The organism is Actinocrispum sp. NPDC049592 (assembly GCF_040675465.1).
Classification (GTDB): domain Bacteria; phylum Actinomycetota; class Actinomycetes; order Mycobacteriales; family Pseudonocardiaceae; genus Kibdelosporangium.
On record NZ_JBFAPA010000007.1, the window covers coordinates 379,380 to 405,453 of the forward strand.

Below are 26,074 nucleotides of genomic sequence, written 5' to 3' on the forward strand. Positions count from 1 at the left end.
GAACCTTCGAGTGGGCGACCAGTGTGACGAACATCGCCTTTTATGAGGCGATTGCACATTGCCGCTGGGTACGGCCGTTGCATTTGAGTTCGTCGGCCCGATCGTCGTCGCAGTGGTCGGCTCGCGGACACGACGGGACGTGTTCGCGTCGCTCCTGGCCGTGTCCGATGTCGGGTTCATCGCCGATGTGCGCTGGATGGGCAGTCCTGCGGGAGCAGTGTTCGCGCGCTCGCGGCGGCCGCATGTTGGGCGGGCACATCTTGCTGGGGTTGCGCGTCGCGACGCACGCGGCGGCATCGACGGCCTGACCGTTGGGTTCGTGGTCGCGGCAGTTGCGCTCTCACCGTTCGCGTTGGACACGAGACCGGCTTGGCGGTCACCCGGGCGACTCGCGCTCGCGGCCGGTATCGGCGTGTTCGCGACGGTCGTGCCTTACGTGCTGAACCAGATCGTGTTTGCGGCGGGATTGGCCATGCACGGTTCGCGTTGCTGCTCGCTCTACTGCCGGTCAGCGCCGCGTTGATGGCTTCGCGGTACTGCACCAGGGCCCGCGGTCGTCGAAGCCCTCGCATTCTCGCTCTGGTCGGTGGGCTCACGATCCGTGGCCGTGAACCCACCGAACCACCTGCTTAGCGTTTTTGGTGAACTGACCAGTCAGCGCACGCCGAGCAAGTCGACCACGAAGATGAGCGTCTCGTTCGGCTTGATCGCCGCACCGGCGCCGCGCGAACCGTAACCGAGGTGCGGCGGGATGGTCAGCTTTCGCCGGCCGCCGACCTTCATCCCGGCGACGCCCTCGTCCCAGCCGCGGATGACCCGGCCCGCACCGAGCGGGAACTCGAACGTGTCGCCCCGGTCCCACGACGCGTCGAACTGCTTGCCAGTCGAGAAGGACACACCGACGTAGTGGACGGTGACCGCTTGGCCCGGCACGGCCTCCGGACCGTCGCCGACGGTGATGTCCTCGATCTGAAGGTCCGCCGGTGGTGCCCCGTCGATCGGGCCGATCTCGGGCTTCTGCGTCGCCACTGAAAGTCCTCCCACTGAAGAGTCAGGCTCGTGAGTACTCCGAACAACGTACTCACGCGGCCTGACCAGCGCCGAACGGGAGGTCGGCGCCGTTCATGCACGGCGCGAAAAGTCGCCGTGAGCAGGGAGACCTTGCCATGCGTCGACGATCGGCGGCCGTGCATACCAATGTAGGGAAGGAGGCGTGGTCGTTGGGTCGTCGTGGTTCTCGGCCACCCATCTCCACAGGGGGCTGCACGATGAGTCCGGCTTGAACGCGAACTCTGCTCCGCTTGGGCCCGTGACGCTGAGGCGCACAAGGAGCGGGTCAGGTGGCGGACGGAACGGCGGTCCGCGTCAGCCGACCGGAACGAAGGGGGTGCGGTCGGGGGTGTGTGGAGCATTTCGGGCTGAGCATGAAACTGCCCCTGACCAGCGAGTATGCCGGTCAGGGGCAGGTCGGGATTCGGGTCTCACTCGAGGTAGTCGCGCAGGACCTGCGAGCGGGACGGGTGACGCAGCTTCGACATGGTCTTGGACTCGATCTGCCGGATGCGTTCGCGGGTCACGCCGTAGACCTGGCCGATCTCGTCCAGGGTGCGCGGTTGACCGTCGGTGAGGCCGAACCGCAGTCGCACGACGCCGGCCTCGCGCTCGGACAGGGTGGCGAGCACGGACTGCAGCTGGTCCTGCAGCAGTGTGAACGACACCGCGTCCACCGCGACCACGGCCTCGGAGTCCTCGATGAAGTCACCGAGCTGGCTGTCGCCCTCGTCACCGATGGTCTGGTCGAGCGAGATGGGCTCCCGGGCGTACTGCTGGATCTCCAGCACCTTCTCCGGGGTGATGTCCATTTCCTTCGCCAGCTCCTCCGGCGTCGGCTCGCGGCCGAGGTCCTGGAGCAGCTCACGCTGGATCCGGCCCAGCTTGTTGATCACCTCGACCATGTGCACCGGGATACGGATGGTGCGGGCCTGGTCGGCCATGGCGCGGGTGATGGCCTGGCGGATCCACCACGTGGCGTAGGTGGAGAACTTGTAGCCCTTGGTGTAGTCGAACTTCTCCACGGCACGAATCAGGCCGAGGTTGCCTTCCTGGATCAGGTCCAGGAACGCCATGCCGCGGCCGGTGTAGCGCTTGGCCAGCGAGACGACCAGCCGCAGGTTGGCCTCCAGCAGGTGGTTCTTGGCGCGCTCGCCGTCGCGCACGATCCAGCGCAGGTCGCGCCGCATCTGCGGGGTGAGTTTCTCGCTCTCCTCCTCGGCCTTGCGCACCCGCTCGGCCGCGTAGAGGCCGGCCTCGATCCGCTTGGCGAGCTCGACCTCCTCCTCGGCGTTGAGCAGGGCGACCTTGCCGATCTGCTTGAGGTAGGCACGGACCGAGTCGGCGGAGGCGGTGAGCTCGGCGTCCTTGCGGGCCTGCCGCAGCGCCTCGGACTCCTCCTCGTCCCAGACGAAGTCGCTGCCGCCGCTCTCGGCCTTGCCGTCCTTGGCGAGCTCCTTCTCGTCCTCTTCGGGCTCGTCGACGACCGGTTCGTCAACCAGGTCGGTCTCGTCGGCCTCCAGGTCCTCGAGGTCCTCGAGCTGCACGTCCTCGAGGTCGCCCGGCTCGTCCGGGTCGCCATCGGCCGCCTTCTTCGCGGTGGCCGGGGCCGCCTTGCCCGCGGCCGGCTTGGCAGCGGTCTTCTTGGCTGCGCGAGGTTTGGCGGCGGCTGCGGGCTTGCGACCCGCTGACGACTTCGCCGCCGGCGTGGCTCCCGCCGCCGCGAGTTCCTCGGCGTCGGCCTTCTTGACCGAGGCGGTCTTGGTCGTCTTCGCCGCGCTCGCGGTGCTCGGGGAGCGTCGGGTTGCGGTCTCTGCGGCTGCCACGTACGCCCTTTCGAAACGGTCGACAACGGCAACACGGCGGGGGTCGAGTTGCCGGGAGTTCGGGGAGGTCCTCCGGGCTTCTCGCCGAAGGCACCGTTCCATTGTAACGACGCCCAGCGAGTGCGGTGACACAACAAGCCGATCAGCGGGTTCCTACGCCGGGGAAAGAACCGCGCAGGTCAGTGCTGCACGCCGATATCCGCCGCGACAGCGGCACCGACAATCCCCGCGTCGTTGCGCAATTCGGCCGCGACGACCTTTGTCCGCACATCGAGCAACGGCAGCCACTTGTCCGCCTTCTTGCTCACGCCGCCACCCGCGATGATCAGGTCCGGCCAGACCAGATCCTCGAGTCTGCGCAGGTAGCGGCTTACCCGCTTGGCCCACTCCTCCCAGGTCAGGTCCTGGTCGTCCTTCACCGAAGCGGCCGCTCGCGTCTCCGCGTCGTGCCCGTCGACCTCCAGGTGACCGAATTCCGTGTTCGGGACCAGTTCGCCGTCCAGGAACACGGCGCTGCCGATCCCGGTGCCGAAAGTCAGCAGAACCACGACGCCCGATCGGTCGATATCCGATCCGTAACGAATTTCTGCCATGCCCGCGGCGTCGGCGTCGTTGAGCACGACGACCTCGCCGGGCTTGCGGCCGAGCCGTTCGGTGAACAGGGCGTGCGCGTCCGTGCCGATCCACTTCTTGTCGATGTTCGCGGCCGACAGAGCCTTGCCGTGTTTCACCACGGTCGGCAGGGTCACCCCGACGGGGCCGTCCCAGCCGAACTGCTCCACCGTCTTGACCACGATGTCGGCCACGGAGTCCGGGTCCGACGGCTGCGGGGTGACCGTCCGCAGGCGTTCCCCGAGCAGATGACCAGCCTCGAGATCGACCACGCAGCCCTTGATCCCGGAACCGCCGATGTCCACCCCGAAGCCGCGGGTTCCAGCCATCCCGGTGGTCCTTTCCTTCACGATTCAGTTCCTGGTGACCAGGACGATATCTGATGTGGTCCGATGTACCCATGGTCCATCTGCGGGACAAGTTGCTCGAAGTCGCCGTCCGGGTGGCCGCCGAGGCGGCCGAACTGGTGGAGTCCACCCGGCGTTCAGCGGTACGGGATGTCGCGACCAAGTCGAGCGCGACTGACCCGGTCACCGCCGGGGACCGTGCCGCGGAGCGTCTCGTCCGGGAACGGCTGGCCGAGTTGCGGCCGGGTGAGGCGGTACTCGGCGAGGAGGAAGGTGCGGACGGTAGCGGTGGTGATGGTGTGTGCTGGGTCGTGGACCCGATCGACGGCACCGTGAACTATCTCTACGGATTTCCCTGGTACTCGGTGTCCGTGGCGGTTCAGTTGGACGGTGCGACCGTTGCAGGGGCCGTGGTGGAGCCCTCGTCGGGGCGACAGTGGTCGGCGGCGCTCGGCCAGGGGGCGACGTTGGACGGCGTGCCGCTGCGGGCGTCCACGACGGACCGGACCGAGCTGGCGCTCCTGGCGACCGGTTTCGGGTACCGGGCCGAACGGCGTACACGACAGGCGGAGTTCGTGGCGCGGTTGCTCGGGCGCGTCCGGGACGTGCGGCGCACCGGTTCGGCTGCTTTGGACCTCTGCATGGTCGCCGCGGGGTGGGTGGACGGCTATGTCGAGCATGGACTGAACCGGTGGGACTGGGCGGCCGGCTCGCTCATCGCCGCTGAGGCCGGCGCGGTCGTGTCGCTGCCGGACTCCGGTGAGCTGGGTGGCGCGATTTTCGCTGCCGCGCCTGGAGTCGCCGATGAGCTGCGGAAAGTGCTTCTCGAGTGTGGGGTGGCCGACGTCCTCTAGCGCCGGTTTTGTCGGTGGCCGTCGGTATGGTCCATCGCACGGTGTCGAGAAGTCTTGTTCGGACCGAGCGTGAACTGGTGGGGACCGGTTCGTGCTCCTGCGTTTTGCTTCGCTGGGAGGGATTCGAGGGCTCTGTGGGGCCGCGCTGGTGGCCGTTGCGATCGAGGTTGGCCGGGCTTGTCCATTTCGGACGAGGCCGTGACGTGGGCTGGCTGGGCTCCGTGATGGGCATCGTGTCCGGTGCGCCAGGAACTTCGGCGGCGTGTTGGGCTGCCCAGCGGCCGGTAGGGCTGGGCGGTAGGTGGATCTTGGGCGTGCCGCTCGGTTCGGCTTGTCCAGAATCGGAATGTGTCGAGTCTGGGGCGATGGCGGAATCCGGCGTGCGGACGGACCTCCGGGCGTAATGCTGACGCCGCCTCTATAGGCAGACGTTCAGGGACACCCGTGCACAGCCGCGGCCGGTTTGGCGTCGCGCTTCGTGTGATGTCCTGGATTCGAGCCCGCTCGATGGGGCTGGCCCGAGTTCGCGGTCAACGCGAAAAGTGGCCCGGACGTGGGTGGTGGCGTCCACATCAGGGCCACTTGGGAGCGTCAGGTGGCTAACAGGTCGGCTTGCGGATCGTCTCGAGCAACGCCGGGTCGATCGGTGCGCCCTGGCCCTGGACCGACTGGAGACCGCCGGACTCGGCCGGATGCTGGGCCGTCCAGTCCAGCACCTGCTTGAGCGCCTGGCGGGTTTCGGGCCGCACCTGAAGGTCGTCGAACTTCCGGCCGAGCACGAAGTCCACGGTCGCGTCCTGGCGGTTGTCCTTGACCAGTTCGGCGCACGGCTCGATCAGGCTCAACGTCCGGGCGGCGGCCGCGCCCTGCGGACCGAACCGGATCTGCCCGCGGCACGCCAGAGTGCCGTGCGGGTAGATGTTGTCGTCATCAGGTTTGCCGATTTGGCTGAACCCCAGCTGACGCAGACTCTCCGTGATCAAGGCGGCTTCGCCGCGCTGCCCGCTGGCGTTCAGGACGCGAATCTGCGACTGGTCCGGCGACGCCGCCCCGGTCTGGTCGAGACCCGCCTGGTCCACATGCTGACCCAAGGTGGGCGCGGGCGGTGGCGGCGGCTTTCCGGATTCCGCGGTCACCGGCGGCGGCGGGTCACAGTGCACCCCGGCCTGGTTGTCCTGCTTCTTGTCGATGACCTGCAGCCAGACGATGCCCGCCCCAAGGCCGAGTAAGACCAGCATGATCAGCGCGGGAATCGGCCGCCGCTTGCGGTATTTCAGGGCCCGCTCACCCCCACCCGAACTCCCCGCAGTCACGTGCCCACCCTCCGTCGCCGGCCAGTTCCTACCTCTACCCGTCGCTGCTGATCAGCCTAGGCGTTTCAGCCGAACCAGGGGCACCGGGGCAACGCTCCGTGTCGGACGTAGCCCGGCGCGACTCAATGATCGCGGACAGTGAGACATCGCAGGTATCCGACCACGTGCGGGCCCTTCCGGCAAGGGTGTTCCGCTCGACGGCACCGGTTCGGATTGGATGTCGCCCGATCGGGAACACACCCGAAGGGGTGATGCGTTGACTGAACGGGCGCGGGATGGGCTACCCTCTGCGCGCTCCGGTCGCCGAAGAGCGAGGGCCGAATCGATTCGGTTGGCCAAGACTCCCACCGCGACCAGGGGAGACGCCCGTCACTCAAATGGCGGGCACAAAACGCGTCCCTGGAACGTTGACCAGCGGCACGAGAGCATCCTAGAGATTTGACCGCAGGGGTGAAAACAAGATGGCGACCGACTACGACGCTCCTCGCCGCAGCGAGGCCGACGACCTCGCCGAGGACTCCCTTGAGGAGTTGAAGGCGCGCCGAAACGAGACGCAGTCCGGTGTTGTCGACGTCGACGAGTCGGATACCGCTGAGAACTTCGAGCTCCCCGGTGCCGACCTGTCCGGCCTCTCCGGCGAGGACCTGACCGTGAAGGTGATTCCCAAGCAGGCGGACGAGTTCACTTGTTCGCACTGCTTCCTGGTGCATCACCGGAGCAGGCTCGCCGAGGAGCGCGACGGCTTGTACGTCTGCCGCGACTGCGCCTGACGAGACCGCACGACGGAGAACAACAGAACAAGTCCGATTCCCGGGTACCTGGCCGTTGGTCAGGTACCCGGCGTTGTTTCCGGGGCCTTCTGGCGCAGCAGCTCGGCCACCCGCTCGGGGTGACGGGTGCTGAACAGCCAGTACGGCGTGGGGTCGTCCGGGTCGGTGAGCTGAACTCGGACGGCTGTGGGTATCCAGCCCTTGTGCAGCACGTAGGCGGCTGGATCGAGGTCCCGGCCCAGCGCCGGACGCTTCTCGTGCCCGGTGAGCACGTCGACCTCACCGGCGAACTTCAACGGCAGGTGCGCTTCACCGACCCACAGCTCGTCATCGGTGATCCGGACCCGCGCACGCCCGGCCAGGAACATCACGAGACCCGTCAACGGCAGCAGCACGACATACGGCAGCCAGGCCCGCACTCCGGGGTAGCCCATGTGGATTTCGGCGGCCAGCAACCCGGCGGCGACGAGCGGGAGCGGCCATCCCCACCAGGCGACGGAGAGCCGCTCGGAGTGGGCGTTCGAGGTGTCGGGCACAGCTCCAGGGTAGTCTCGCCGCTCGTGCCCAGCGTGCAGGTCCTGATTTCCCGGCTCGACCCCGGTGTACCGCTCCCGTCCTACGCCCGGCCCGGCGACGCCGGCGCCGATCTGGTGACCACCTCGGACGTCGTCATAGCGCCTGGAGAGCGCGCGACGATCGGCACCGGTGTCGCCATCGCGCTGCCCGACGGCTACGCGGCGTTCGTTCATCCTCGTTCCGGACTGGCGGCTAGAGCCGGCCTGAGCGTCGTCAACACCCCAGGCACGATCGACTCGGGCTACCGCGGCGAGATCAAGGTCTGCCTGATCAACCACGACCTGCGCGAGCCGATCCGGCTGCGGCGCGGCGACCGGATCGCTCAACTGGTCGTGCAGAAGGTCGAACATGCGGTATTTCAAGAAGTGGAAGAGCTGGCGGACTCACCCAGGGGGGCGGGCGGATACGGCTCGACCGGTGGGCACGCGGTACTCGCGGCCTCAGCACGCGACACGGAGGAATAGGTGGCACTTTTCGGGCGACGCCGACGGGACCGGCCCGCCGACGAGCACGTCGAGCCGGACTTCGACGACTACGACGAGGCCGGTGCGGACGACGACGAGTTCGAGCCCAGTCAGGGTGACCTCGAGTCACTGTCCGGGCCGTTCGACGCGGAGGACGTGCCCGACGACGGCATCGCGCGGCTGAACCTGGGGTCCATCCTGCTGCCGGTGCCGGACGGCGCCCAACTGCAGGTGGAGATGGCCGAACCGGGGGTGGTGAAGGCCGTGCATGTCGCGACCCCGAGCGGGCAGATGACCGTGCACGCCTACGCGGCGCCGCGGTCCGGCGGTCTCTGGGAAGAGGTCTGCGGGGAACTGGCCGAGGAGCTCAAGGCCGGTGGCGCGGCCGTGCGGAGCGCGGCCGGCGAGTGGGGCCAGGAGCTGATGGCCTCGCAGGGTGACCTCGCGGTGCGGTTCATCGGGGTGGACGGTCCGCGGTGGATGCTGCGCGCCGTCGTCGCAGGCCCACAGGACCAGGCCGCTCAGGCCGCCCACGGGTTGCGGACGCTAGTCCGCGGCACGGTCGTCGTTCGCGGTACGCAGCCATGGCCGGTCCGTGATCCGTTGCCGATCGAGCTGCCACCCGAGATCGCTCAGCACATCGCCGAGCAAGGCGGCTGACTCCAGCAGTCCACCTGACAAATAACGCCGACTCAAACGATCGCCGACGTCTTCGAGTACCCGCCATATGGCGGCGCTGCGTCCTGATTGACCTCCGGACGCTTCAGCCGGGGTTGTGTGCTCGAAGGCGTCGGCTTGTTCGTCGATCTTCGGAATGTCGTGTGCGGCTCTTGTGAGGATCGAGAGGCCGTGTTCGCCGTCGTCTGCAGTCGGTTCGTGGAACCGCAGCGAGGCCGTTCGGGCCGGATGTGAACTCATGATGTCGTGCCAGCACGCTCAGTTCGGCCTAGACGGCTTGCAGGATCGATGGAGCGTTGCCTGACCAGGTTCGCGAGCCGGTTGGTGGAAGATCCCGGAACCAAGATCCCGGAAACGGCATGGGAGCGGACTCAGTTCGCGTTCTGAGTGAACTCGGCCGTGACGAACTGGCCGCTGTATCCGGACCGGCCGTAGCTGACCTCCTTGTGGATCTCCGGAGCCCAGCCATGGCCCACGAGCCAGGCGACGAAGTCCTGGTCGGAGTCGCTTTTCCACATTTCGGTGAAGTCGTGCATGGACGGCATCGCGCTGGCGCGTGTGCGCAGCTGGTCGGCTTGTGAGTGTTCGAAGGCCAGCTTGCAGCCCGGTGACAACTTTTCGGTGATCGCCTGAAGGAGGTTCGTGGCCTCCGTCGCCGCGAGGTAGATCAGCAGGCCCTCCGCAAGCCATGCAGTCGGTGTCGTGGGTGAGAACCCGGCTGCGATCAGACGCGTCGGCCAGTCCGTGCGTAGATCTGCGGGAACCGTGATCCGTACGCAGCGGGGTTCGTGGTGGGCCAGGACCGGTTCCTTGAACGCGAGGACGTCTGGCACGTCCAGTTCGAACAGATGCACCCCGGCCGGCCAGTCCAGACGGAATGCGCGGGTGTCCAGGCCCGCGGCCAGGAGCACGACTTGGCGGCACCCGGCGCCCAGCAGGAAGTCGTCGAAGAACCTCGTTCGGATGGCGCCGTGGGCGGCGAACATCGCGCCGAGCGATTTCGTGTCGGACGTGAAGTACTGGTCGAAGGCGCCAGGCATGGCGTCAAGGAACAGCTGTGCCTGCGGATCGTCGAAGAGTCGATCCGCGCGCTTGCTCTCCATCGCCCGCACTGCGGCCATACCTAGCGCGGTCATGCCGAGCCTATCCATATCTCCGACGATACATCTGCAACGATAGTTCTGCGAAGATGTATCGTTCTAGATATGGATGGCGGGCAGCTGTACCGGCTTGGCCGGCGACTGATCGAGATCTCCCGGACCGCGACCGGACAGGACTACGACCCAGCGCTCACCGCCGGGCAGGTGGCTGTGCTGGAGGATGTGATCAAGAATCCGGACAGCTCGGTCAACGAGATTCGCGATCGGACCGGATTCGTGCAGAGCCACGTGTCCGTGTCGATCGCGAAACTCAAGGAGCGCGGCATCGTCCAGACCGCCCCCGACCCGCTTGACGGCCGCCGGATCCGGGTTCAGGTCGAACCCGAAGCGATGGATGCCATCACGCGCCGCGCGAACCGCGACATCAACGAGGCGATCGCCGGGGCCATCGAGGATCCCGAACGAACGCAGTGGGTGGTCGACCTGCTCGAAGAGTTGGCGGTACTTCTCGCGAAGCGCTAGCGCCATCCCCAAGGATCCTTGACGAACGCGAACGTCGGCCGGGCGGGATGAGTTCGGGGTTCGACAGGGCGTCGGGCGCGAAGGCGGCTGCGCTGCTGCTTGGGTTCAGGCCGATGGCGGTAACCGGACGGTCCCGAGATCGGAGTCCTGTGTGTACCGCGTTTCGCCGATCTGATGAATCGCTGATCTTGTGGGAGATTGGCCACGAGTGAGTCCCGTCGCCGGCCGCAGACCGGTAGCTTGCGGGGATGCCCGATTCCGCGGAATGGCTCGTGTTTCTTGGGACGGCCACGCTCTTCGCGATCATGCCTGGCCCCGGGATCTTCTACGTCCTGGCGCGCAGTTTGCGCGGTGGGCGCTCGGAGGGCATCCGATCCGTGGTGGGCAATGGGATCGGCGCGTGTGTGCACGTTGTCGCGGCTGCGTTCGGGTTGTCCGCGTTGTTGGCCACGTCGGCGACTGCGTTCACGGTGGTGAAGCTGGCTGGCGCGGCTTACCTGGTCTACCTCGGGCTGAAGACGTTGTTCGGTAAGGACGACGCGGAGACGGCCGTGCTTGCCGACGATGTGGCGGGCCGCGAGGGCAAGCGGCGGTCGGTGGTCCTGCAGGGGGTGCTGTCGGAGGTGCTGAACCCCAAGACCGCTCTGTACTTCCTCGCGTTGCTTCCGCACTTCGTGCATCCGGAGCGGGATCCGGCGCCGCTCGTGTTCATGGTGCTCGGACTGATCGCGGTGGGAATGGCGGTGACGGTCGACCTGCTGGTCGCGATCTTCGCCGGGTATGTGGGCGGGAAGTTGCGGCAGAACCCGCAGTGGCGTATCCGGCAGCGAATCGGTACTGGTCTCACCATGGTCGGGCTGGGTGGGCTCCTCGCTTTCGCTGAACAGAGCTGACTGACCGCATCGTTCGGTCGGCACGCCTTGTTGGTCGCGCTGAGCGCGAGCTGCGTTCGTGCTCAGCACGAAAACTGGCTCTGTGCTGGGTATCCGCGGTACGAAGTTGATCATCGGTTGCGGACTGTCGCGGCGACTGCGGCTCCCGCGCCCAACACCAGGATCAACGTGGTCAGCGCCCAGCGGCGTTTTTTCGCGGTGTCCGGAGGCGCTTCGGCCGCGACTGGTTTGGGCGGTGAGGGCGGAGGTTTGTGGGTGGTTCGCGGTGGTGGTGGCGGTGGCGGACTTGGTGGCGGTGCGGGTGGTTGCTGGCGGACGGGTTGGGGTCGGGGAGTTGTGGTGGTGACTGGAGTTCGCGGTGGGGACGAAATCCGTGGTGGAGGTGGGATCGGGGCGGGCGGAGGCGGCGGTGGGAGAGGTATGGACCGGGGTGGTGCCGGAGGTTCGATGACCGGGGGCGGCGTCAGGCAGCCTGCGGCGTCAGTGGTGTCAGCAGCGGGGAACGACGCGACCTGTGTTGCGGTTTCGGGTGCGGACAACGGGATGCGGTAGAGGCGGCTGGAGCCGCCCGTCCGGTTGTTGATCGCGTAGAGGACTCGTCCTGGTGCCATCAGGATCGCGCCATATGTGCCGTGCGGCAGGATCTTCGGCCGGGCGATGGTCTTCACCGTGCCATGCAGCGGGTCGATGCTGACCACGGTTCCGTTGCTCGTGACGCCGTACAGTTTGGCGTCCGGGCCGAAGTCGAAATCGTCGACATCGGCGAACCAGGACAGCCACTTCACGTGCGTGATCGTCAGATACGTGGGGCTGGCCGGGTTGATGTCCAACGACAGCAGGCGAGAGCCGTCGCGCAGGAACAACGTCGAGCCGGAGATCGCGCCCGCGGTGGCGTCGCCGACGTCGTGAACCTTTCCGCGGTCGACCACCGCGCCGCCAGGGTCGAGTGTGACCACATGTGAACGCGTTGAGATCCCGTACAGCAGGTTCTGGCCCGGCGCGTACCCGATGGCGTTCAGTTCGTTTCCGAACGTCCGCAGTTCCCTGGCGGACCCCTCGGGCAGGGCGAGGCGGACCATTGTGGACGATGAATCGTGTTTCGGTGTGTAGACCTCGAAAGCGTCACACGCGCCATCGGCGGCAGCGGCGGGTGCCGCCCCGGCGAGCCCGGATGCCATCAGGATCGCGGCGGCGAGAGTGATGTGGGGGAGCCGGTTCAACTCAGCCGGTCCAGCACGGCCGTGAACGCGTCCGGACCGACCGCGGCACCGCCGCTGAACGGGTTCTGCAGCTGGTCAATCGCGAACAGCAGCAACGTGATCGCGGCTGCCAACGTCCCGGAGATCAACGCGAGCGGGATCATCCGCGGGCCGCCGTGCAGGTAGACCAGGCCCATCGACATCACGCTGCCCAGCACCAGCGCGAACCACACCACTGTGCTCACACCATTGCTTGCCGCTGCGTCGAGACGTGCCTGCCGGTTCTGGTAGGCCTCCCACAGCTGATCGGTCGCGGTCTGCTTGCGGCTCGCCTGCCAGTCGTCGTTGTCCGCCGTCTGGGTGTTGGCGATCGTGTCGCGCAGTTCGTTGAGTTTGTCCCAGCCTTCGGAGGCGTCGACCTTGCCCGTGTCGCGCATCTGCGGCCATTCCTTGTTCACCACGATGGTGGTGTAGGCCGACGCGAGCTCGCTTACCTTCGTGTGCGCGGGTTCGGGGAGGGAGTCGGCCGCCCAGGTGACGGCGACGAGGTTGTTCGCTTCGTTCGTGGAATCGCTGCGGGCGGCGCTCACCGCGTCGAATAAGGAGATCAGCACGAAGGCCAGCAGCACGGCATGCAGTCCCGCGACGATCGTGAACACCTGACCGGCCACGTCGTTGTTGCTGCTGCGGTTGGAGCTCGAGCTGATCCGGTGGATCAGCAAGGCGATCAAGGCGGCCGCCACGGCCGCGCCCAGGACCCAGAACAGGCCGGTCACATAAATGCTCACGCCGCGAGACGGTTACGCAACGCAAGGATACGAACAAGAGCCGCGACGCGATCCCACTCTTAGACCGCATCGGTTTCGCCGGTTCGGAGCAACGCCGATTCCGGCTATTGCTCCAAATGTGTGATGCGAGTGGACCTGAGCCACGCCAACACCGCAGCTCGTCCCAGGGACTCACGGTCTGTGCCTAGATCACTCAGCGTCGTTGTGACCAACTCGGCTCCGGGGATCATGGCGGCCCAGCGTTCGGCGACCGCGTGTGGGTGCACCGGGTCGTCCGAACAGGCCGCGATCCCGGTCGGGACCGCGATTCGCGCCAGATCCGAAATCTCCGGCGCCGGCCGGGTGGCCGCGATGTCCAGACTGTCCGCCAGGTCGTCTCCGGTCCGGCGCCAGGACCGCTCCAGTTCCGCAGCGAGCCATGGCTCGGCGTCGACCGCGGCGAGGGTCGCGTCCAGTCCTTGCGACCGGACGGCGGACGCGCTGACTCGCGCCGACATGGCGGCGGGCGCGTCGTCCGGTGCGCCGTTCCATGCCGGCAGCGCAAGCAGCAGCCCCGCGCAGCGGTCTGGATGCGCCAGCGCCCACTCGACGGCCAGATGAGCCCCGAGAGAGACCCCGCCGGCCAGGACCGGGCCGTCCGCCGAGCATTCCGTGAGAATCGCGAAATGGGCGTCGACCAGGGCGGATGGCGTCTGCGGGGCGGGTGCGACCAACTGGATCCCAACCGCGCGAAGCGGGCCTTCGAAGACTGAACGGACAAAGATCTCATCCGAGGCGGTACCGGGCAAAAGAACCGCTCGGCGAACCCCGGTCGAACGGGAACGGCCAACCTTCACCGGACGTTCCTGGAGTGACACGGTTCTGCCTCCTTTGCAACGGTTACGCTGATTGTGCACGGGTCGGAGTCGGGGCCGATCCCACCATCGAGGAGCGGGAATGGGTAGCGACAAGGGGGACGGATATTGGCGCCGTCTGGTTCGGAAACTGACCAGCGAGGTGGAGGACCTCGACGCTGACGACCTGTCCGAACAGGCCGAGGCCAGCGGGGCCCAGCGCGCCTGCGACTGCCGGTCCGGGCAGGAGGTCACCGTCCTCGGCCGGCTGCGCAGCGTCGAGCTCTCGCCCCGCGACGCGGCCGCCACGCTGGAGGCCGAGCTGTTCGACGGGACCGAGGGTGTGACATTAGTCTGGCTCGGTCGGCGCCGTATCCCGGGCATCGAGCCCGGCCGCACGGTGAAGGCGAAAGGCCGGATCGCGGTGCGGGACGGTCGCAAGGTCCTCTACAACCCCTACTACGAGCTGCAGACGACTACATGACTGATGCCAGCCAGCCCGAGCCGGTCGAGGGCAAGGCCGAAGAGACCACCGAGAAGCCGATGCCCACGCTGTGGGAGCAGATGGGTGGGATGGTCGGGTTCATCTCGGCGTCCATCCCCGTCGCGGTCTTCGTGATCGTCAACTGGGCGACCAGTATGGCCCCGGCGATCTGGAGCGCGATCGGCGTCGCCGTGGCGATCGCGATCTGGCGGATCGTGCGCAAGGAACAGTTGATGCCCGCGATCTCGGGCATCTTCGGCGTGGCCATTGCCGCGTTCATCGCCTACCGGGTGGGCGAGGCCAAGGGCTTCTTCCTGTACGGCATCTGGGTGAGCGGTGCGCTGGGCGCGATATTCCTGATCTCGATCCTGGTGCGCTGGCCCGCGGTCGGTGTCATCTGGGGCACGTTGAACGGCCACGGCCAAGGGTGGCGGTCGGACAAGAAGTCCCGCCTCGACTACGACATCGCCACCGCCGCTTGGACGCTTGTCTTCATCGCGCGCGTCGTTGTCCAGCAGTGGCTGTACAACGTAGACCAGACGACTCTGCTCGGCATCGCCCGGATCGGCATGGGCTACCCGCTCACCGCGATCGCCCTCCTCATCGCGGTATGGGCCGTGCGTCGGTCCGACAGACGGCAGAAGGCGCTTGAGGAAGCCGAGCAGGCCGAGACCGAGGAAGCCGAGAAGGCACTTCGCGCCAAATACGAAACGCCTGCTCAGGAACCGTCCTAGCCCGGTCCTTCGCTCAGACGCTGAACATGTGAGCCCGCCGACGCTGTGTGCGTCGGCGGGCTTGGCGTACTCGCGGATTTGGCTGCGTGTGCGGCCATTCCGGGATGCGGCCGAACTCGCGGAACGCCGCAGGCTCGGCCACGTGCGTTCTATGTTGGCCGGTCTTGAGCCAGCGGATTACGGGGTCCGGGTGAACAGGGCGCGGTGGTCTTCGGCCCAGGTCTTGAACGTGCGCGGAGGGCGGCCCAGGGCTCGTTCGACGTCGGCGGTGACGATGGCGTTGCCACCTTTCCGGACGAACTCGTAGCCCTGCACGATCATGTCGATTGCGTCCTGTGGCATGCCCTGCGCTTGCAGGTGGACGCGGATCTGGTCTGGTGAGGTGTCGACGGTTCGGATGGGGCGGCCGAGGGCTTCGCTGAGATGGGCCACTTGGTCGGGCAGCGTCAGGAGTTCGGGACCGGTCAGCGTGTAGGTCTGGCCGTTGTGGTCGTCGGACAGCAGGGCTTCGACGGCGACTTCCGCGATGTCGCGCGGGTCCACGACGCCGTTCGTGCCGGATCCGAAATGGTTCGGGATGGGGTCGCCCGCGTCGATCTGCGCGGCCCAGGCCAGGGAGTTCGAGGCGAACATGGACGGGCGCAAGATCGTCCACCCCAGGCCGCTCGCGCGGAGCGCTTCCTCGCCGGCGAGGTGCCAGCCGCTCGATGTCTCGAACCCCGGATCGCCGGTTCCGATCGCGGACAGCTTGACGACCTTCTTGACGCCCGTTCCGGCCGCGGCCGCGATCAGCGCGAGGTCATGGTCGGCGATCTTCGGACCCGGCGACGAGACCAGGTAGACGGCGCTGACACCATCGAGCGCGGCGCGCAGCGACGCCGGGTTTTCGAAGTCGCCCTCAACCGCCTCGACGCCGGTGGGCATCCGGTCCGGGGTACGGCTCATTCCCCGAGCTCGGGCGCCCTTTTCAGCCAGGATCCGAAGGACGATGCTGCCCGTCGTGCCGGTGGCACCGGTTACCAGAATCATGGATGTCAGCCTGTCCGGCCCGAGCGCCGTGACCCTAGGAAGAATCGGCACAGTCGGCGGTGATTCGCTGCTCGCCGGGCCTTTCCGCGGTTAGCGTGGAATCGTGAAGCTCTGGGACATCCGGGTGACGACCGGTCTGCACGGCCAGGACCGCACCCAGACGCGGATACCGGACGGCGCCACATCCCTCATCTTCTGCGTCCTGCCCGGCGAGGAAAGCTGCCTTGTCGTTCTCGGTCCTCGCGCGCAGGCGGCGTACTTCCCGGGCAAGGACGTCCCGCTCACGGTCAACGTCCGGTTCCGGCCTGGACGCGGACGTGTGCTGACCGGTGTCTCGATGAGCGAGCTCGTGGGCCGGACCGTGCCGCTTGGCGAACTATGGGGTCCGCCGGGGTTTCGGCTTCACCGCGAACTGGTCGCCGACCCGGGACACGCGGTCGAACGGATCGAGCGAGCGCTGCTGGATCGGGTCGCCGTCCGCCCGAACGCTGAGATGTCCGCGGGGGAACTCGTCTTCGCGGCGACCCGGATGCTGACGCGCGAGCGCGTTCGGGACACCGCGCGAAACCTGAATGTCAGCGAACGCCACCTGCGCAATCTGTTCACCGACACGGTGGGGATGTCACCGAAACAGCTCGCGCGCGTGAACCGTGTCCGGACCGTCCTCGCCCGCGCTCATCGCCAACGCGGAGCACGGCTCGCCGCCGACAGCGGCTACTACGACCAGTCGCACATGGCCGCGGAATTCCGGGCCGCCATGGGAGTCTCGCTGGGCTCGTACATCGCGGGCGATCTGCCGCCCGCTCAGGTCTGCTGAGCGGCGGTCCATTCGGTCGCGAGGATCGCGTAGACCAGCTCGCTCACCCACTCGCCCTTGACGAACTCGTTCTCCCGGAAGTGCGCCTCCTGCCGCATTCCGAGTTTTTCCAGAACACGCCCGGACGCACCGTTGCGCGCGTCCAGCCGGCCGATCACCCGGTGGGCGCCGAGGTCCTGGAACGCGATCCGCAGCAGACTCCGGGCGGCCTCGGTCGCGAACCCCTGCCCGTGGTGTTCCGGGCTGAACACGTAACCGATCTCCACCTGCTGGTGCTCATCGGCCCAGACCAGGGTCACGTCCCCGATGAACTCGCCGGTGTCGTTGCGGACGACCGCCAGGATCACCGAGTCGCCGGGCTGGGTCAGCTTCGAGTACTTGGCGATCCGCTCGTCGAGCTTGGCCTGGACCTCCTCGCGGGTCATCGCTTCGGAGTACAGGTACGTGTTCACCTCGGGCAGGCGCCGGATCTCGTACAGCGCGTCGATGTCCTCGGGAACGTGCACCCGCAGCGTCAGGCGTTCGGTCTGAACAGGGAATGACGGTGCGTACACGTCCCGGACACTAACGGATCAGGCGCCCAGGGCCGTCCGAATTTCGTGCTCCACGTCCGCGGCCGCGACGAACAACAGCTCGTCGCCCGGTTCGAGGGCGTCCTCCGGCTGCGGCACGATCACCCGGCCGCCGCGCAGGATCGTCACCAGGGCGGCGTCGCGCGGCAGGGTGACGTCCCGGACGGGTTTGCCGGCCAGCGGCGTGTCCTCGGGCAGCGTCATCTCCACCAGGTTCGCCTGCCCCTGGCGCAACGTCAGCAGCTGCACGAGCCCACCGACGCTGACGGCCTCCTCGACCATCGCCGCCAGGATCCGTGGCGTCGACACCGCGACATCCACGCCCCAGGCCTCGGTGAACAGCCACTCGTTGGCCGGGTCGTTCACCCGGGCGACCACGCGGCGGACCGCGAACTCGGTCTTGGCCAGCAGCGAAACCACCAGGTTGACCTTGTCGTCACCGGTCGCGGCGATCACCACGTCGCACAGCTGCAGCCCGGCGTCCTCCAGCGACGACAGCTCACACGCGTCGGCCAGCACCCATTCGGCCTGCTCGACGGTGTGCGGCTCGAACTGGGCGGCCTGCCGCTCGATGAGCATCACCTGGTGCCCGCCGGCGACGAGTTCGGCGGCGATGGACCGGCCGACGGCGCCCGCGCCCGCGATCGCGACCCGCATCAGTGGTCCTTTCCTGCGTAACTGCCGTAGTTGCCCATCAGTGGTCGTCCTCCGGCGGCTGGGCGGCGGCGTTGGTCACGTCGCCGACCGTCCCAGAGAGCGCGGCCACGTAGATCACGTCATCAGCTTGCACGACGGTCTTGGCCTCCGGCAGTACCCCGGTGCCGAACCGCATGATGAACGCCACCCGCGCGCCGACGGCCTCCTCCAGGGCGCTCACCCGTTTGCCCGCCCACAGCTCGTGCACCGGCAGCTGGATCACCGCGACCTTCCCGGACGGTTCGCGCCACGCGGACGCGACCCCGTCGGGCAGCAAGGTGCGCAGGAACCGGTCGGTCGTCCACGGCACGGTCGCCACGGTCGGGATGCCCAGGCGCTCGTACACGGCGGCGCGCTTGTGGTCGTAGATCCGGGCCACGACGTGCTCGACGCCGAATGTCTCCCGGGCCACGCGCGCGGAGATGATGTTCGAGTTGTCCCCGCTGGACACCGCGGCGAACGCGCCCGCCCGCTCGATCCCGGCCTTGATCAGCACGGTCCGGTCGAACCCGACGCCGACCACCTGCGATCCGTGGAAGTCCTGGCCGAGCCGCCGGAACGCCTGCACGTCCTTGTCGATCACGGCGACCGTGTGGCCGAGCCGTTCCAGCGCGGCGGCGAGTGACGACCCGACCCGGCCGCACCCCATGATCACCACGTGCACGACCTGCCTCCTCGCCCGTCACTCCAGCCGTACGCGAAGAACCTACCGGTCTCTGCTCCACCTGGGTGACAGCAGGACGTCCACAAGTGCGATATCCGAGATCCACGCGACCCCCGACTGCGCATACGCTGTGGTCTCGTGTCGAAGTTCTCAACCGCCGCGAAGCGGCTCCTGGTGGGGCGCCCGTTTCGGAGCGACAGCCTGGGCCATACGCTGCTCCCCAAACGCGTCGCCTTGCCCGTGTTCGCCTCGGACGCGCTGTCCAGCGTCGCGTACGCGCCCGAAGAGATCTTCCTGACCCTGAGCGTCGCCGGTATCGCCGGGTTCGTGTACGCGCCCTGGGTCGGTGCCGTCGTCGTGATCGTGCTGCTCGCCGTGGTCGCCAGCTACCGGCAGAACGTGCACGCATATCCCAGCGGCGGTGGCGACTACGAGGTCGCCACGACGAACATAGGGCCCAATGCGGGCCTCACCGTGGCGAGCGCCCTGCTGGTCGACTACGTGCTGACGGTCGCCGTGTCCATTTCGTCCGCGGCCGCGAACCTTGGCGCTTTGGTTCCGTTCATCGCCGACAACAAGGTCACCTTCGCGGTGGTCGCGATCGTCGTGCTCACCGCGGTGAACCTGCGCGGCATCCGCGAGTCGGGCACGGCGTTCGCCATCCCGACCTACGCGTTCATGATCGGCATCTTCCTGATGATCGTCTGGGGCCTGACCCGGTCGCTGGTCCTCGGCGACGAGGTGAAGGCCGCGAGCGCGGGGCTGGAGCTGCACGCCGAGAACGATCACCTGGTCGGCATCGGATTCATCTACCTGGTGCTGCGGGCGTTCACTCAGGGCTGCGCGGCGCTGACCGGTGTCGAGGCGATCAGCAACGGCGTGCCGGCCTTCCGCAAGCCGAAATCCCGCAACGCCGCGTCCACCCTGCTGATGCTCGGCATCATCGCCGTGTCGATGTTCATGGGCGTGATCTGGCTGGCCAAGGTGACCGGCATCGTGATGGCCGAGAAGCCGGCCGAGCAGCTGGTCAACGCGCCGCCCGGATACGAGCAGCACACCGTGATCGCGCAGCTGTCGGAGGCGGTGTTCAACAACTTCCCGCCCGGCTACTTCTTCGTCATCGTGGTGACCGCGCTGATCCTGGTCTTGGCCGCCAACACCGCGTTCAACGGCTTCCCGGTGCTCGGCTCGATCCTCGCGCAGGACCGGTACCTGCCGCGCCAGCTGCACACCCGCGGCGACCGGCTCGCATTCTCCAACGGGATCCTGTTCCTGGCCGGATTCGCCATCCTGCTGGTGGTGTCGTTCGACGCGGACCCGACCAAGCTGATCCCGCTCTACACGGTGGGTGTGTTCGTGTCGTTCACGCTCAGCCAGACCGGCATGATCCGGCACTGGAACCGGTTGCTGCGCACCGAGACCAACCCGTCGGAGCGGCGCCGGATGCGCCGTTCGCAGGCGATCAACGCCTTCGGCCTGATCATGACCGGCACGGTGCTGGTGATCGTGCTGATCACGAAGTTCGTCGCCGGCGCGTGGATCGCCATCGCGGCGATGGCCGCGATCTTCGCGTTGATGACCGGGATCAAGAAGCACTACGACCGGGTCGCCGACGAGCTGCGGGAGGCAGAGCAGACCGGCTCGCGCGGCATCATGCCGTCCCGCAACCACGCGATCGTCCTGGTGTCCAAACTGCACCTGCCGACCCGCCGCGCGTTGGCCTACGCGAAGGCGACGCGGCCGGACGTTCTCGAAGCCGTGACGGTGAACGTGGACGACGCGGACACACGCGCGCTCGTCGCCGACTGGGAGTCCAACGGGTTCAAGGTGCCGCTGAAGGTCGTCGAGTCGCCCTACCGCGAGATCACCAAGCCCGTCCTGGACTACGTGAAACGCGTGCGCACCACGAATCCGCGTGATGTGGTGACAGTGTTCATCCCGGAATACGTCGTCGGCCGTTGGTGGGAACACTTGCTGCACAACCAAAGCGCGTTGCGGCTCAAGGGCCGTCTGCTGTTCCAGCCCGGAGTGATGGTGACGAGCGTGCCGTGGCAGCTGGCGTCGTCGGCGAAGGTGCACGAGCGGGCCGTGATCGCGCCCGGGTCGGTCCGGCGTGGACTACACGGCGAGGACGGTAAGTGACCAGGGCGAAGCTGGACTGGAAGGGACGCAGGCTCGCCGTCGACGTCGGCGCGGTGGCCCATGGCGGGCATTGCGTGGCGCGGTCGGAGGGGCGGGTCGTGTTCGTGCGGCACGCGCTGCCGGGTGAGCGGGTCGTCGTCGAGGTGACCGAGGACAAGGGCGGCTCGTTCTGCCGCGGCGACGCCGTGGAGATCCTGACGCCTTCACCGGATCGTGTGACGCCGGAGTGCTCGCTGGCCGTTCCTGGCGGCTGCGGCGGTTGCGACTGGCAGCACGCGACCGCGGAGGCTCAACGCCAGTTGAAGGCCGACGTCCTGATGGAGCACCTGCACAAGGCAACAGGCACGGACATTCCCGTGCTCGTCGAGGAACTTCCCGGCGGGTTGCTGGAATGGCGTACGCGCGTGCGGATGGCCGTCGGCCCCGACGGTGTCGCGGGTTTTCGTGAACACCGCAGCCACGACGTGGTGCCGGTCGATCATTGCCCGATCACGGTTCCGGGTCTGGTCGAGTCCGTGGCGGACGCGAAATGGCGGCCGGGCGCGGAGCTGGAGCTGGTCCGGGATGGCGCGGGACGGTTCAACTCCCGGCAACTCGGCCCGGTGCAGATGCACGGCCGCCGCCGGCACATCCGCCGCGACCGGATCGAGGGTTCCGGCGAAGCGGTGGAATTCGCGGCCGGCCGGCATTGGGCGCTGGACGCCTTCACGTTCTGGCAGGTCCATCCCGCCGCCGCGGACACCCTGGCGAGCGCCGTGGGGGAGTGGGCCGAGGCGTCTCCGGGATCGTGTGTGTGGGATCTGTACAGCGGAGTCGGCCTGTTCGCGTCGGTGCTCGCCGAACAAGTCGGGCCCGATGGGCTGGTGCGTGCCGTCGAGCAGAGCCGCGTCACTTCGGACAGCCGCCGGATTCTCGCCGACCTGCCTCAGATCGAGGTGGTTCCGCACCGCGTCGAGGACGCCCTCAACGGCCCGTTGGACGGCCCGGACCCCGAGGTGGTCGTTCTGGATCCACCGCGAAAAGGCGCCGGTCACGAGGTCGTCGACCAGATCGCCGACCGGGGCCCGTCGCGGATCATCTACGTGGCCTGCGACCCCGCAGCCCTCGGCCGCGACGTCGCCCGTTTCGCGACACACTCGTACCGGCTCGAGCTTGTGCGCGCGTTCGACGCGTTCCCGATGACCCACCACGTCGAAGCGGTCGCTCTCCTGACCCGAGGCGAATAGCCGCGCGCCATCGCACGTCGACGCCGGTCAGCGCATTCCACGCGCTGGCCGGCTGTCGCTGTCGCCGTGACCGGCTTCGCGTTTTGCGTGAACTGCTTGTCCTGGCTGGTGTGGATGGCTTCAGCGCGGTTTTCCGGACGCGAACCAGTACTGCGGGCCGGGGCGCAGGTTCTGGTAGATGTGCTTGGCCTCCTGGTACTCCGCGAGACCGCTCGGGCCCAGCTCGCGCCCTGTGCCGGATCGCTTGTAGCCGCCCCATTCCGCTTGCGGCAGGTACGGGTGGTAGTCGTTGATCCAGATCGTGCCATGCCGCAACCGCGCCGCCACACGCTGAGCCTTGTCACCGTCCTTTGTGAACACTCCGCCGGCCAGGCCGTAGTGGGTGTCGTTGGCGATGCGCACGGCGTCGTCCTCGTCGGTGAACCGTTCCACGGTGAGCACCGGGCCGAATGCCTCTTCACGTACGGCGTACGTGCCCTGCTTGACGTCGTCGAGGATGGTCGGGAGGTAGTAGTGGCCGCCGGCCAGCCGTTCGTCCTGCGGGCGCCAGCCGCCGGTCCGCAGCACGGCGCCTTCGGTCATCGCCATCGCCACGTAGTGCTCCACCTTTTCCAGGTGTGCAGCGGAAATCAGCGGCCCGGTCTCCGCGTCGGGATCGAACGGTCCGCCCAGCCGGATCTGTTCGGCGCGCCGGACGAGCTCGTCGACGAACTCGTCATGCACCGAGTCCTGCACGATCAGCCGCGCGCCGGCCGAACACACCTGGCCCGAGTGCAGGAACACCGCTGTGAGCGCGTAGTCCACCGCTGTCTCGAAATCCGCGTCCGCGAACACGATGTTCGGGTTCTTGCCGCCCAGTTCCAGCGCGACCTTCTTGACCGTCGCCGCCGCGGCCGCCGCGATCCGGGTGCCGGTCGCCAGTCCGCCGGTGAACGACACGAGGTCGACATCCGGATGTGACGCCAGCGGCGCGCCCGCCTGCGCGCCCGCGCCGAGCACCAGATTCGCCACACCGTCCGGCAATCCGGCTTCCTGCAGGCTGCGCATCAGCAGGATCGCCGTGCTGGGGGTCAGTTCGCTCGGCTTGAGCACGAACGTGTTGCCCGCGGCCAGCGCCGGTGCGACCTTCCAAACGGCTTGCAGCAACGGATAGTTCCACGGGGTGATCAGCCCGCAGACCCCCACCGGCTCGTGCACGATCCTGCTGGCCACGTCGGCGCGGCCGGCGTCGACGATCCGGCCCGCGTCGTTCGCGGCGAGCTTTCCGAAGTAGCGCAGGCAAGCCGCGACGTCGGCCATGTCGTATTCGCTCTCCACCAAGCGTTTCCCGGTGTCGAGCGACTCGGCGCGCGCGTATTCCTTGACGTCACGCGTGATCAGGTCGGCCGTGCGGAGCAGGAGATCGCCTCGTTCCGCGGCGGGGGTGCCCGGCCATGGGCCGCTGTCGAACGCCGTGCGGGCGGCCTCGATCGCGGCCTCCGTGTCGGTACTGTCCGCCTCGTCGACCGTCGCGACCAACGATCCGTCGGCAGGACAACGGATCTCCCGCGTCCCGCCGGCGAGTGCCGACACCCACTCCCCGGCGATGAACAGCTCGGCCATCGGGCCCCTCCATCCTGACTCACAGCACGCGCCCACCCTACGTGACGAGGCGTTTCACATGCCGAACCAAAATTGTCGTACCCCCGTGCAACGATCCACGACATGCAACCAGCGAAGAACTTCGACCGGGCGGCGGCAGCGGCCACGGCGATCATCGGTAAGATCGACTCCGACCGGTTCGGGGCCCCGACCCCTTGTGACAAGTGGACAGTGCGCGACGTGGTCAACCACCTCACGCACGGGAACCTGATGGCCGCGGCCGCGTTGAGGGGCGACCGGCCGCCCGAACGCGGCGTCGACTACCTGGGCGATGACCCGCCTGGCGCGTTCGACCTGTCCATCGCGGGCGTGAAGGCCGCGATGTCGGCTCCTGGCGCGCTGGACAAGGTGGTGACGACACCATTGGGTGACCACCCGGGCTCCTTCCTGGTGCACATGCGCGTCAACGAGCTGATCGTGCACTCGTGGGACCTGGCGAAGGCCACCGGACAGTCCACGGACATCGACGCCGAGCTGGCCGAGGCGGCGCTGGCGCAGTGGCAGGAGCGGATCGATCGCGTGCCCCGCGGGCATATGTTCGGCCCCGAACAGCCGGTCTTACCCGGTGCGACTGCTGCCGACCGCCTGGCGGCGTTCCTCGGTCGCGCCCAGAGCTAGTGCTGTGACCGGATAGGTTCACCGACTCGACGGCCCAGCTTTGCGGTGACATCCAACAGCGCTGACCGCACGGCCGAAAGGCCCAAGTACAACCCGGTACGAGGACCTTCCGGCCGCACGTCCGTGCTGATCAACCCCGGCTGAAAACCTGGATCCGCCGATAACTCGGCAAACCTCTCCGGCCACAGCACTAGCGGTAGCCGAACTCCGCCTCGTGGAAGACGTCGCTGTTGGGGCTGCTCTCTTCCGAGACTCCGCACTCCTGAGTGAGGGCGGAGTGCGCGAGGTTGGCCAGCGTCAGCCACGCCGTGACCAATCCACCGATCAACAGGAAGGTGCCCAAGGTCCCTACACCTGCCCGGAACGTCCAGGCGACCAGCATCAGTAGCGAGAGGGTGATCGCCGCGGTGAGCAATGCGCGGATTAGGTAGGTCCGGCGTTCTCTGGCGACGTCCTCCCGTGAGGCCGCGTAGATCGCCACGACGGCGCCGCACTGCCAGCACTTCACCGTCACCACCGCGGGTTCGGATGTCGGCCGGTCGAGTTCGTAGACCTCGCCGCCCGCCTCCTTGACGTGAGTCACCCGTGCTGAGACGTGTGTCGCGATCCGGAACAACGACACCCCTCGAATCTCCCCGTACCCAGAAACGTACCGGCAGATCCTGCGCCACCCAACCGGCCCGGGCAACCCTATGCAGCCACCCGGCCTAACTCCTGAACCACACCGAGCACCCACCCGAACGGAGGTGACACAACAGTGGGGCTCCGTGGTTCGTCAGGAGACGTAGGAGTCCGTGCCCGGCGGATGGCGAAGCGTTCGGCGGCTGGCCGGACTCCATGGGTTTGTCCAGCGGCGTCAGTTGCCTTGAGGGCTGCTCTGGTGCTGGTGCCGACACAGGTGGCCGACAGGTCCTGCGGATCTTCAGCACGCGGATCGGCTGCTTGCTGTCGATGGCGAGTCACTGGGTTGCTTACTGCGCTGCAGGTGCGCCGAAGCAGCTCGGCCCAACCCTGGCGGCCCGACCAGTCCGTCAAGCTAGCCGACCTGCGCAAAGTCGGCCGATGTACGGCAAGTCGGCGGACGCGTCAGGCCAGGCGGTGTGAAAGTCGGCCGGACGTGCCAGGTCCACCGGTGTCAGGTCGGCTGGGTGAGCAGGTCCGCAGGCCGGTGTGCCAGGTCCGGAGGTGAGGCAAGTGGGGACTCCCCGTCGGCCACCTCGAGGTCGAGCCGGTCGACCGAGGGCTTGTCGTTGCCCGCGTAGTACCGGATCGCGCCCCATGAGGAACCGTCTCCGTGCGACCCAACTCGGTCCGTAACCCACCCTGAACACTTCGACCATCCGGTGTGGCAGGTCCGAGGTGAGGCAAGTGGGCCGGGTGCGGCAGGTCCGCCGGGTGTGGCAAGTCGGCCGGGTGTCACTGGTCGTCCGGTGCATGACGGGTCGGCCGAGGTGTGGCAGGTCAACAGTCTGCTGCAGGCAGGTCGCGGCTCGGCAGACCACAGATGCCCCGTTCGGCTACGACACTGTTAGTGGGCTACGTGCTAGCACTCGCCTGGGTATGCAGTTGGCTGTGTGCTGGATGTTCAGCACGGCTGAGCTGGACATCCAGGCGGATGGGTCAGCT

General features: G+C 67.6%; 27 protein-coding genes and 1 pseudogene. 13 read left to right on the forward strand and 15 right to left on the reverse strand.

The genetic code is table 11. From position 1 onward, the window contains the following. Positions 1 to 139 precede the first annotated feature (139 nt). The gene (locus tag AB0J95_RS20695; protein WP_364759791.1) at positions 140 to 523 is read left to right on the forward strand and encodes a hypothetical protein; all 384 of its coding nucleotides are present in this window, start codon (positions 140 to 142) and stop codon (positions 521 to 523) included. Between the two features lie 131 nt (positions 524 to 654). Here AB0J95_RS20695 and AB0J95_RS20700 read toward each other — a convergent pair whose 3' ends face one another. The 3 genes and pseudogenes from AB0J95_RS20700 to ppgK all read right to left on the reverse strand — a co-directional run bounded on the left by AB0J95_RS20700 (position 655) and on the right by ppgK (position 3,817). Beyond that, complete coding sequence (locus AB0J95_RS20700; protein ID WP_364759794.1) at positions 655 to 1,029, reverse strand: FKBP-type peptidyl-prolyl cis-trans isomerase; 375 nt, start codon at positions 1,027 to 1,029, stop codon at positions 655 to 657. Positions 1,030 to 1,481: 452 nt separating this feature from the next. Continuing rightward, positions 1,482 to 2,903: pseudogene (locus tag AB0J95_RS20705) on the reverse strand (RNA polymerase sigma factor); the annotation flags it as partial. Between the two features lie 152 nt (positions 2,904 to 3,055). Next, positions 3,056 to 3,817, reverse strand: a complete 762-nt coding sequence (gene ppgK / locus AB0J95_RS20710) for a polyphosphate--glucose phosphotransferase (protein WP_364759797.1) — start codon at positions 3,815 to 3,817, stop codon at positions 3,056 to 3,058. Positions 3,818 to 3,888: 71 nt separating this feature from the next. Here ppgK and AB0J95_RS20715 point away from each other — a divergent pair, with 71 nt between their 5' ends. Next, positions 3,889 to 4,689 (forward strand): inositol monophosphatase family protein, encoded by an 801-nt coding sequence (locus AB0J95_RS20715; RefSeq protein ID WP_364759800.1) that lies wholly within the window; start codon positions 3,889 to 3,891, stop codon positions 4,687 to 4,689. A 599-nt stretch (positions 4,690 to 5,288) separates the two neighbouring features. On the opposite strand, the gene cei is transcribed toward AB0J95_RS20715, so the two are convergent. Further along, positions 5,289 to 6,002, reverse strand: a complete 714-nt coding sequence (gene cei / locus AB0J95_RS20720; protein ID WP_364759803.1) for an envelope integrity protein Cei — start codon at positions 6,000 to 6,002, stop codon at positions 5,289 to 5,291. A gap of 461 nt (positions 6,003 to 6,463) precedes the next feature. Here cei and AB0J95_RS20725 point away from each other — a divergent pair, with 461 nt between their 5' ends. Next, positions 6,464 to 6,772, forward strand: a complete 309-nt coding sequence (locus AB0J95_RS20725) for a DUF4193 domain-containing protein (RefSeq protein ID WP_033391377.1) — start codon at positions 6,464 to 6,466, stop codon at positions 6,770 to 6,772. 59 nt (positions 6,773 to 6,831) lie between these two features. Here AB0J95_RS20725 and AB0J95_RS20730 read toward each other — a convergent pair whose 3' ends face one another. Then, a complete protein-coding gene (locus AB0J95_RS20730; RefSeq protein ID WP_364759806.1) occupies positions 6,832 to 7,308 on the reverse strand; it encodes a DUF3093 domain-containing protein in 477 nt (158 codons plus the stop codon). A gap of 24 nt (positions 7,309 to 7,332) precedes the next feature. Between AB0J95_RS20730 and dut the strand changes: the two genes are divergently transcribed. Beyond that, positions 7,333 to 7,812: a dUTP diphosphatase gene (gene dut / locus AB0J95_RS20735; RefSeq protein ID WP_364759809.1), complete on the forward strand. Its 480-nt coding sequence runs from the start codon at positions 7,333 to 7,335 to the stop codon at positions 7,810 to 7,812. Continuing rightward, a complete protein-coding gene (locus AB0J95_RS20740; RefSeq protein ID WP_364759812.1) occupies positions 7,813 to 8,472 on the forward strand; it encodes a DUF3710 domain-containing protein in 660 nt (219 codons plus the stop codon). 389 nt (positions 8,473 to 8,861) lie between these two features. Here AB0J95_RS20740 and AB0J95_RS20745 read toward each other — a convergent pair whose 3' ends face one another. Then, a complete protein-coding gene (locus AB0J95_RS20745) occupies positions 8,862 to 9,641 on the reverse strand; it encodes an SAM-dependent methyltransferase (protein ID WP_364759815.1) in 780 nt (259 codons plus the stop codon). Positions 9,642 to 9,695: 54 nt separating this feature from the next. On the opposite strand from AB0J95_RS20745, the gene AB0J95_RS20750 reads away from it, so the two are divergent. Both AB0J95_RS20750 and AB0J95_RS20755 read left to right on the forward strand, forming a co-directional pair. Further along, on the forward strand, positions 9,696 to 10,112 hold the full coding sequence (locus AB0J95_RS20750) for a MarR family transcriptional regulator (protein WP_364759818.1): 417 nt from the start codon (positions 9,696 to 9,698) through the stop codon (positions 10,110 to 10,112). 248 nt (positions 10,113 to 10,360) lie between these two features. After that, positions 10,361 to 11,005 carry a LysE family translocator gene (locus AB0J95_RS20755; protein WP_364759821.1) on the forward strand — a complete coding sequence of 215 codons (645 nt, stop codon included), beginning with the start codon at positions 10,361 to 10,363 and terminating at the stop codon, positions 11,003 to 11,005. Between the two features lie 110 nt (positions 11,006 to 11,115). Here AB0J95_RS20755 and AB0J95_RS20760 read toward each other — a convergent pair whose 3' ends face one another. The 3 genes from AB0J95_RS20760 to AB0J95_RS20770 all read right to left on the reverse strand — a co-directional run bounded on the left by AB0J95_RS20760 (position 11,116) and on the right by AB0J95_RS20770 (position 13,705). After that, complete coding sequence (locus tag AB0J95_RS20760) at positions 11,116 to 12,225, reverse strand: hypothetical protein (protein ID WP_364759824.1); 1,110 nt, start codon at positions 12,223 to 12,225, stop codon at positions 11,116 to 11,118. Next, positions 12,222 to 12,992, reverse strand: coding sequence for a hypothetical protein (locus AB0J95_RS20765; protein ID WP_364759827.1), 771 nt, complete (start codon positions 12,990 to 12,992; stop codon positions 12,222 to 12,224). The genes AB0J95_RS20760 and AB0J95_RS20765 overlap by 4 nt, the downstream gene beginning before the upstream one ends. A 104-nt stretch (positions 12,993 to 13,096) precedes the next feature. Further along, positions 13,097 to 13,705, reverse strand: a complete 609-nt coding sequence (locus AB0J95_RS20770) for an alpha/beta hydrolase (RefSeq protein ID WP_364759830.1) — start codon at positions 13,703 to 13,705, stop codon at positions 13,097 to 13,099. Positions 13,706 to 13,928: 223 nt separating this feature from the next. Here AB0J95_RS20770 and AB0J95_RS20775 point away from each other — a divergent pair, with 223 nt between their 5' ends. Next, positions 13,929 to 14,309, forward strand: a complete 381-nt coding sequence (locus AB0J95_RS20775; protein WP_364759832.1) for an OB-fold nucleic acid binding domain-containing protein — start codon at positions 13,929 to 13,931, stop codon at positions 14,307 to 14,309. Then, positions 14,306 to 15,043 (forward strand): DUF3159 domain-containing protein, encoded by a 738-nt coding sequence (locus tag AB0J95_RS20780; RefSeq protein ID WP_364759835.1) that lies wholly within the window; start codon positions 14,306 to 14,308, stop codon positions 15,041 to 15,043. The genes AB0J95_RS20775 and AB0J95_RS20780 overlap by 4 nt, the downstream gene beginning before the upstream one ends. Before the next feature lie 177 nt (positions 15,044 to 15,220). Here the strand turns inward: AB0J95_RS20780 and AB0J95_RS20785 are convergent, their stop codons facing one another. Next, positions 15,221 to 16,072, reverse strand: coding sequence for an SDR family oxidoreductase (locus AB0J95_RS20785; protein WP_364759838.1), 852 nt, complete (start codon positions 16,070 to 16,072; stop codon positions 15,221 to 15,223). 103 nt (positions 16,073 to 16,175) lie between these two features. Here AB0J95_RS20785 and AB0J95_RS20790 point away from each other — a divergent pair, with 103 nt between their 5' ends. Then, positions 16,176 to 16,889 (forward strand): helix-turn-helix domain-containing protein, encoded by a 714-nt coding sequence (locus tag AB0J95_RS20790; RefSeq protein ID WP_364759841.1) that lies wholly within the window; start codon positions 16,176 to 16,178, stop codon positions 16,887 to 16,889. Here AB0J95_RS20790 and AB0J95_RS20795 read toward each other — a convergent pair. The 3 genes from AB0J95_RS20795 to AB0J95_RS20805 are packed head-to-tail and all read right to left on the reverse strand — an operon-like array spanning position 16,877 to position 18,821. After that, complete coding sequence (locus AB0J95_RS20795) at positions 16,877 to 17,443, reverse strand: GNAT family protein (protein ID WP_364759844.1); 567 nt, start codon at positions 17,441 to 17,443, stop codon at positions 16,877 to 16,879. The genes AB0J95_RS20790 and AB0J95_RS20795 overlap by 13 nt on opposite strands. A gap of 18 nt (positions 17,444 to 17,461) precedes the next feature. Further along, positions 17,462 to 18,118, reverse strand: a complete 657-nt coding sequence (locus tag AB0J95_RS20800) for a TrkA family potassium uptake protein (protein ID WP_364759847.1) — start codon at positions 18,116 to 18,118, stop codon at positions 17,462 to 17,464. 37 nt (positions 18,119 to 18,155) lie between these two features. Next, positions 18,156 to 18,821, reverse strand: a complete 666-nt coding sequence (locus AB0J95_RS20805; RefSeq protein WP_364759850.1) for a TrkA family potassium uptake protein — start codon at positions 18,819 to 18,821, stop codon at positions 18,156 to 18,158. A gap of 138 nt (positions 18,822 to 18,959) precedes the next feature. Between AB0J95_RS20805 and AB0J95_RS20810 the strand changes: the two genes are divergently transcribed. Further along, positions 18,960 to 20,963: an APC family permease gene (locus AB0J95_RS20810; protein ID WP_364759853.1), complete on the forward strand. Its 2,004-nt coding sequence runs from the start codon at positions 18,960 to 18,962 to the stop codon at positions 20,961 to 20,963. Next, complete coding sequence (locus tag AB0J95_RS20815) at positions 20,960 to 22,189, forward strand: TRAM domain-containing protein (RefSeq protein ID WP_364759856.1); 1,230 nt, start codon at positions 20,960 to 20,962, stop codon at positions 22,187 to 22,189. The genes AB0J95_RS20810 and AB0J95_RS20815 overlap by 4 nt, the downstream gene beginning before the upstream one ends. A gap of 120 nt (positions 22,190 to 22,309) precedes the next feature. Here AB0J95_RS20815 and AB0J95_RS20820 read toward each other — a convergent pair whose 3' ends face one another. Beyond that, on the reverse strand, positions 22,310 to 23,791 hold the full coding sequence (locus tag AB0J95_RS20820; RefSeq protein WP_364759859.1) for an aldehyde dehydrogenase family protein: 1,482 nt from the start codon (positions 23,789 to 23,791) through the stop codon (positions 22,310 to 22,312). 102 nt (positions 23,792 to 23,893) lie between these two features. Between AB0J95_RS20820 and AB0J95_RS20825 the strand changes: the two genes are divergently transcribed. Beyond that, positions 23,894 to 24,448 carry a TIGR03086 family metal-binding protein gene (locus tag AB0J95_RS20825; protein WP_364759862.1) on the forward strand — a complete coding sequence of 185 codons (555 nt, stop codon included), beginning with the start codon at positions 23,894 to 23,896 and terminating at the stop codon, positions 24,446 to 24,448. Positions 24,449 to 24,638: 190 nt separating this feature from the next. Here the strand turns inward: AB0J95_RS20825 and AB0J95_RS20830 are convergent, their stop codons facing one another. Further along, a complete protein-coding gene (locus AB0J95_RS20830) occupies positions 24,639 to 25,070 on the reverse strand; it encodes a hypothetical protein (RefSeq protein ID WP_364759864.1) in 432 nt (143 codons plus the stop codon). Between the last annotated feature and the right edge of the window lie 1,004 nt (positions 25,071 to 26,074).

Bases quoted from the DNA above. Each gene is read 5' to 3' on its own strand.
- ppgK (WP_364759797.1), bottom strand. From the start codon at position 3,817: ATGGCTGGAACCCGCGGCTTCGGGGTGGACATCGGCGGTTCCGGGATC.
- AB0J95_RS20715 (WP_364759800.1), top strand. From the start codon at position 3,889: ATGGTCCATCTGCGGGACAAGTTGCTCGAAGTCGCCGTCCGGGTGGCC.
- AB0J95_RS20725 (WP_033391377.1), top strand. From the start codon at position 6,464: ATGGCGACCGACTACGACGCTCCTCGCCGCAGCGAGGCCGACGACCTC.
- AB0J95_RS20745 (WP_364759815.1), bottom strand. From the start codon at position 9,641: ATGGATAGGCTCGGCATGACCGCGCTAGGTATGGCCGCAGTGCGGGCG.
- AB0J95_RS20750 (WP_364759818.1), top strand. From the start codon at position 9,696: ATGGATGGCGGGCAGCTGTACCGGCTTGGCCGGCGACTGATCGAGATC.
- AB0J95_RS20755 (WP_364759821.1), top strand. From the start codon at position 10,361: ATGCCCGATTCCGCGGAATGGCTCGTGTTTCTTGGGACGGCCACGCTC.
- AB0J95_RS20775 (WP_364759832.1), top strand. From the start codon at position 13,929: ATGGGTAGCGACAAGGGGGACGGATATTGGCGCCGTCTGGTTCGGAAA.
- AB0J95_RS20780 (WP_364759835.1), top strand. From the start codon at position 14,306: ATGACTGATGCCAGCCAGCCCGAGCCGGTCGAGGGCAAGGCCGAAGAG.
- AB0J95_RS20785 (WP_364759838.1), bottom strand. From the start codon at position 16,072: ATGATTCTGGTAACCGGTGCCACCGGCACGACGGGCAGCATCGTCCTT.
- AB0J95_RS20800 (WP_364759847.1), bottom strand. From the start codon at position 18,118: ATGCGGGTCGCGATCGCGGGCGCGGGCGCCGTCGGCCGGTCCATCGCC.
- AB0J95_RS20820 (WP_364759859.1), bottom strand. From the start codon at position 23,791: ATGGCCGAGCTGTTCATCGCCGGGGAGTGGGTGTCGGCACTCGCCGGC.
- AB0J95_RS20825 (WP_364759862.1), top strand. From the start codon at position 23,894: ATGCAACCAGCGAAGAACTTCGACCGGGCGGCGGCAGCGGCCACGGCG.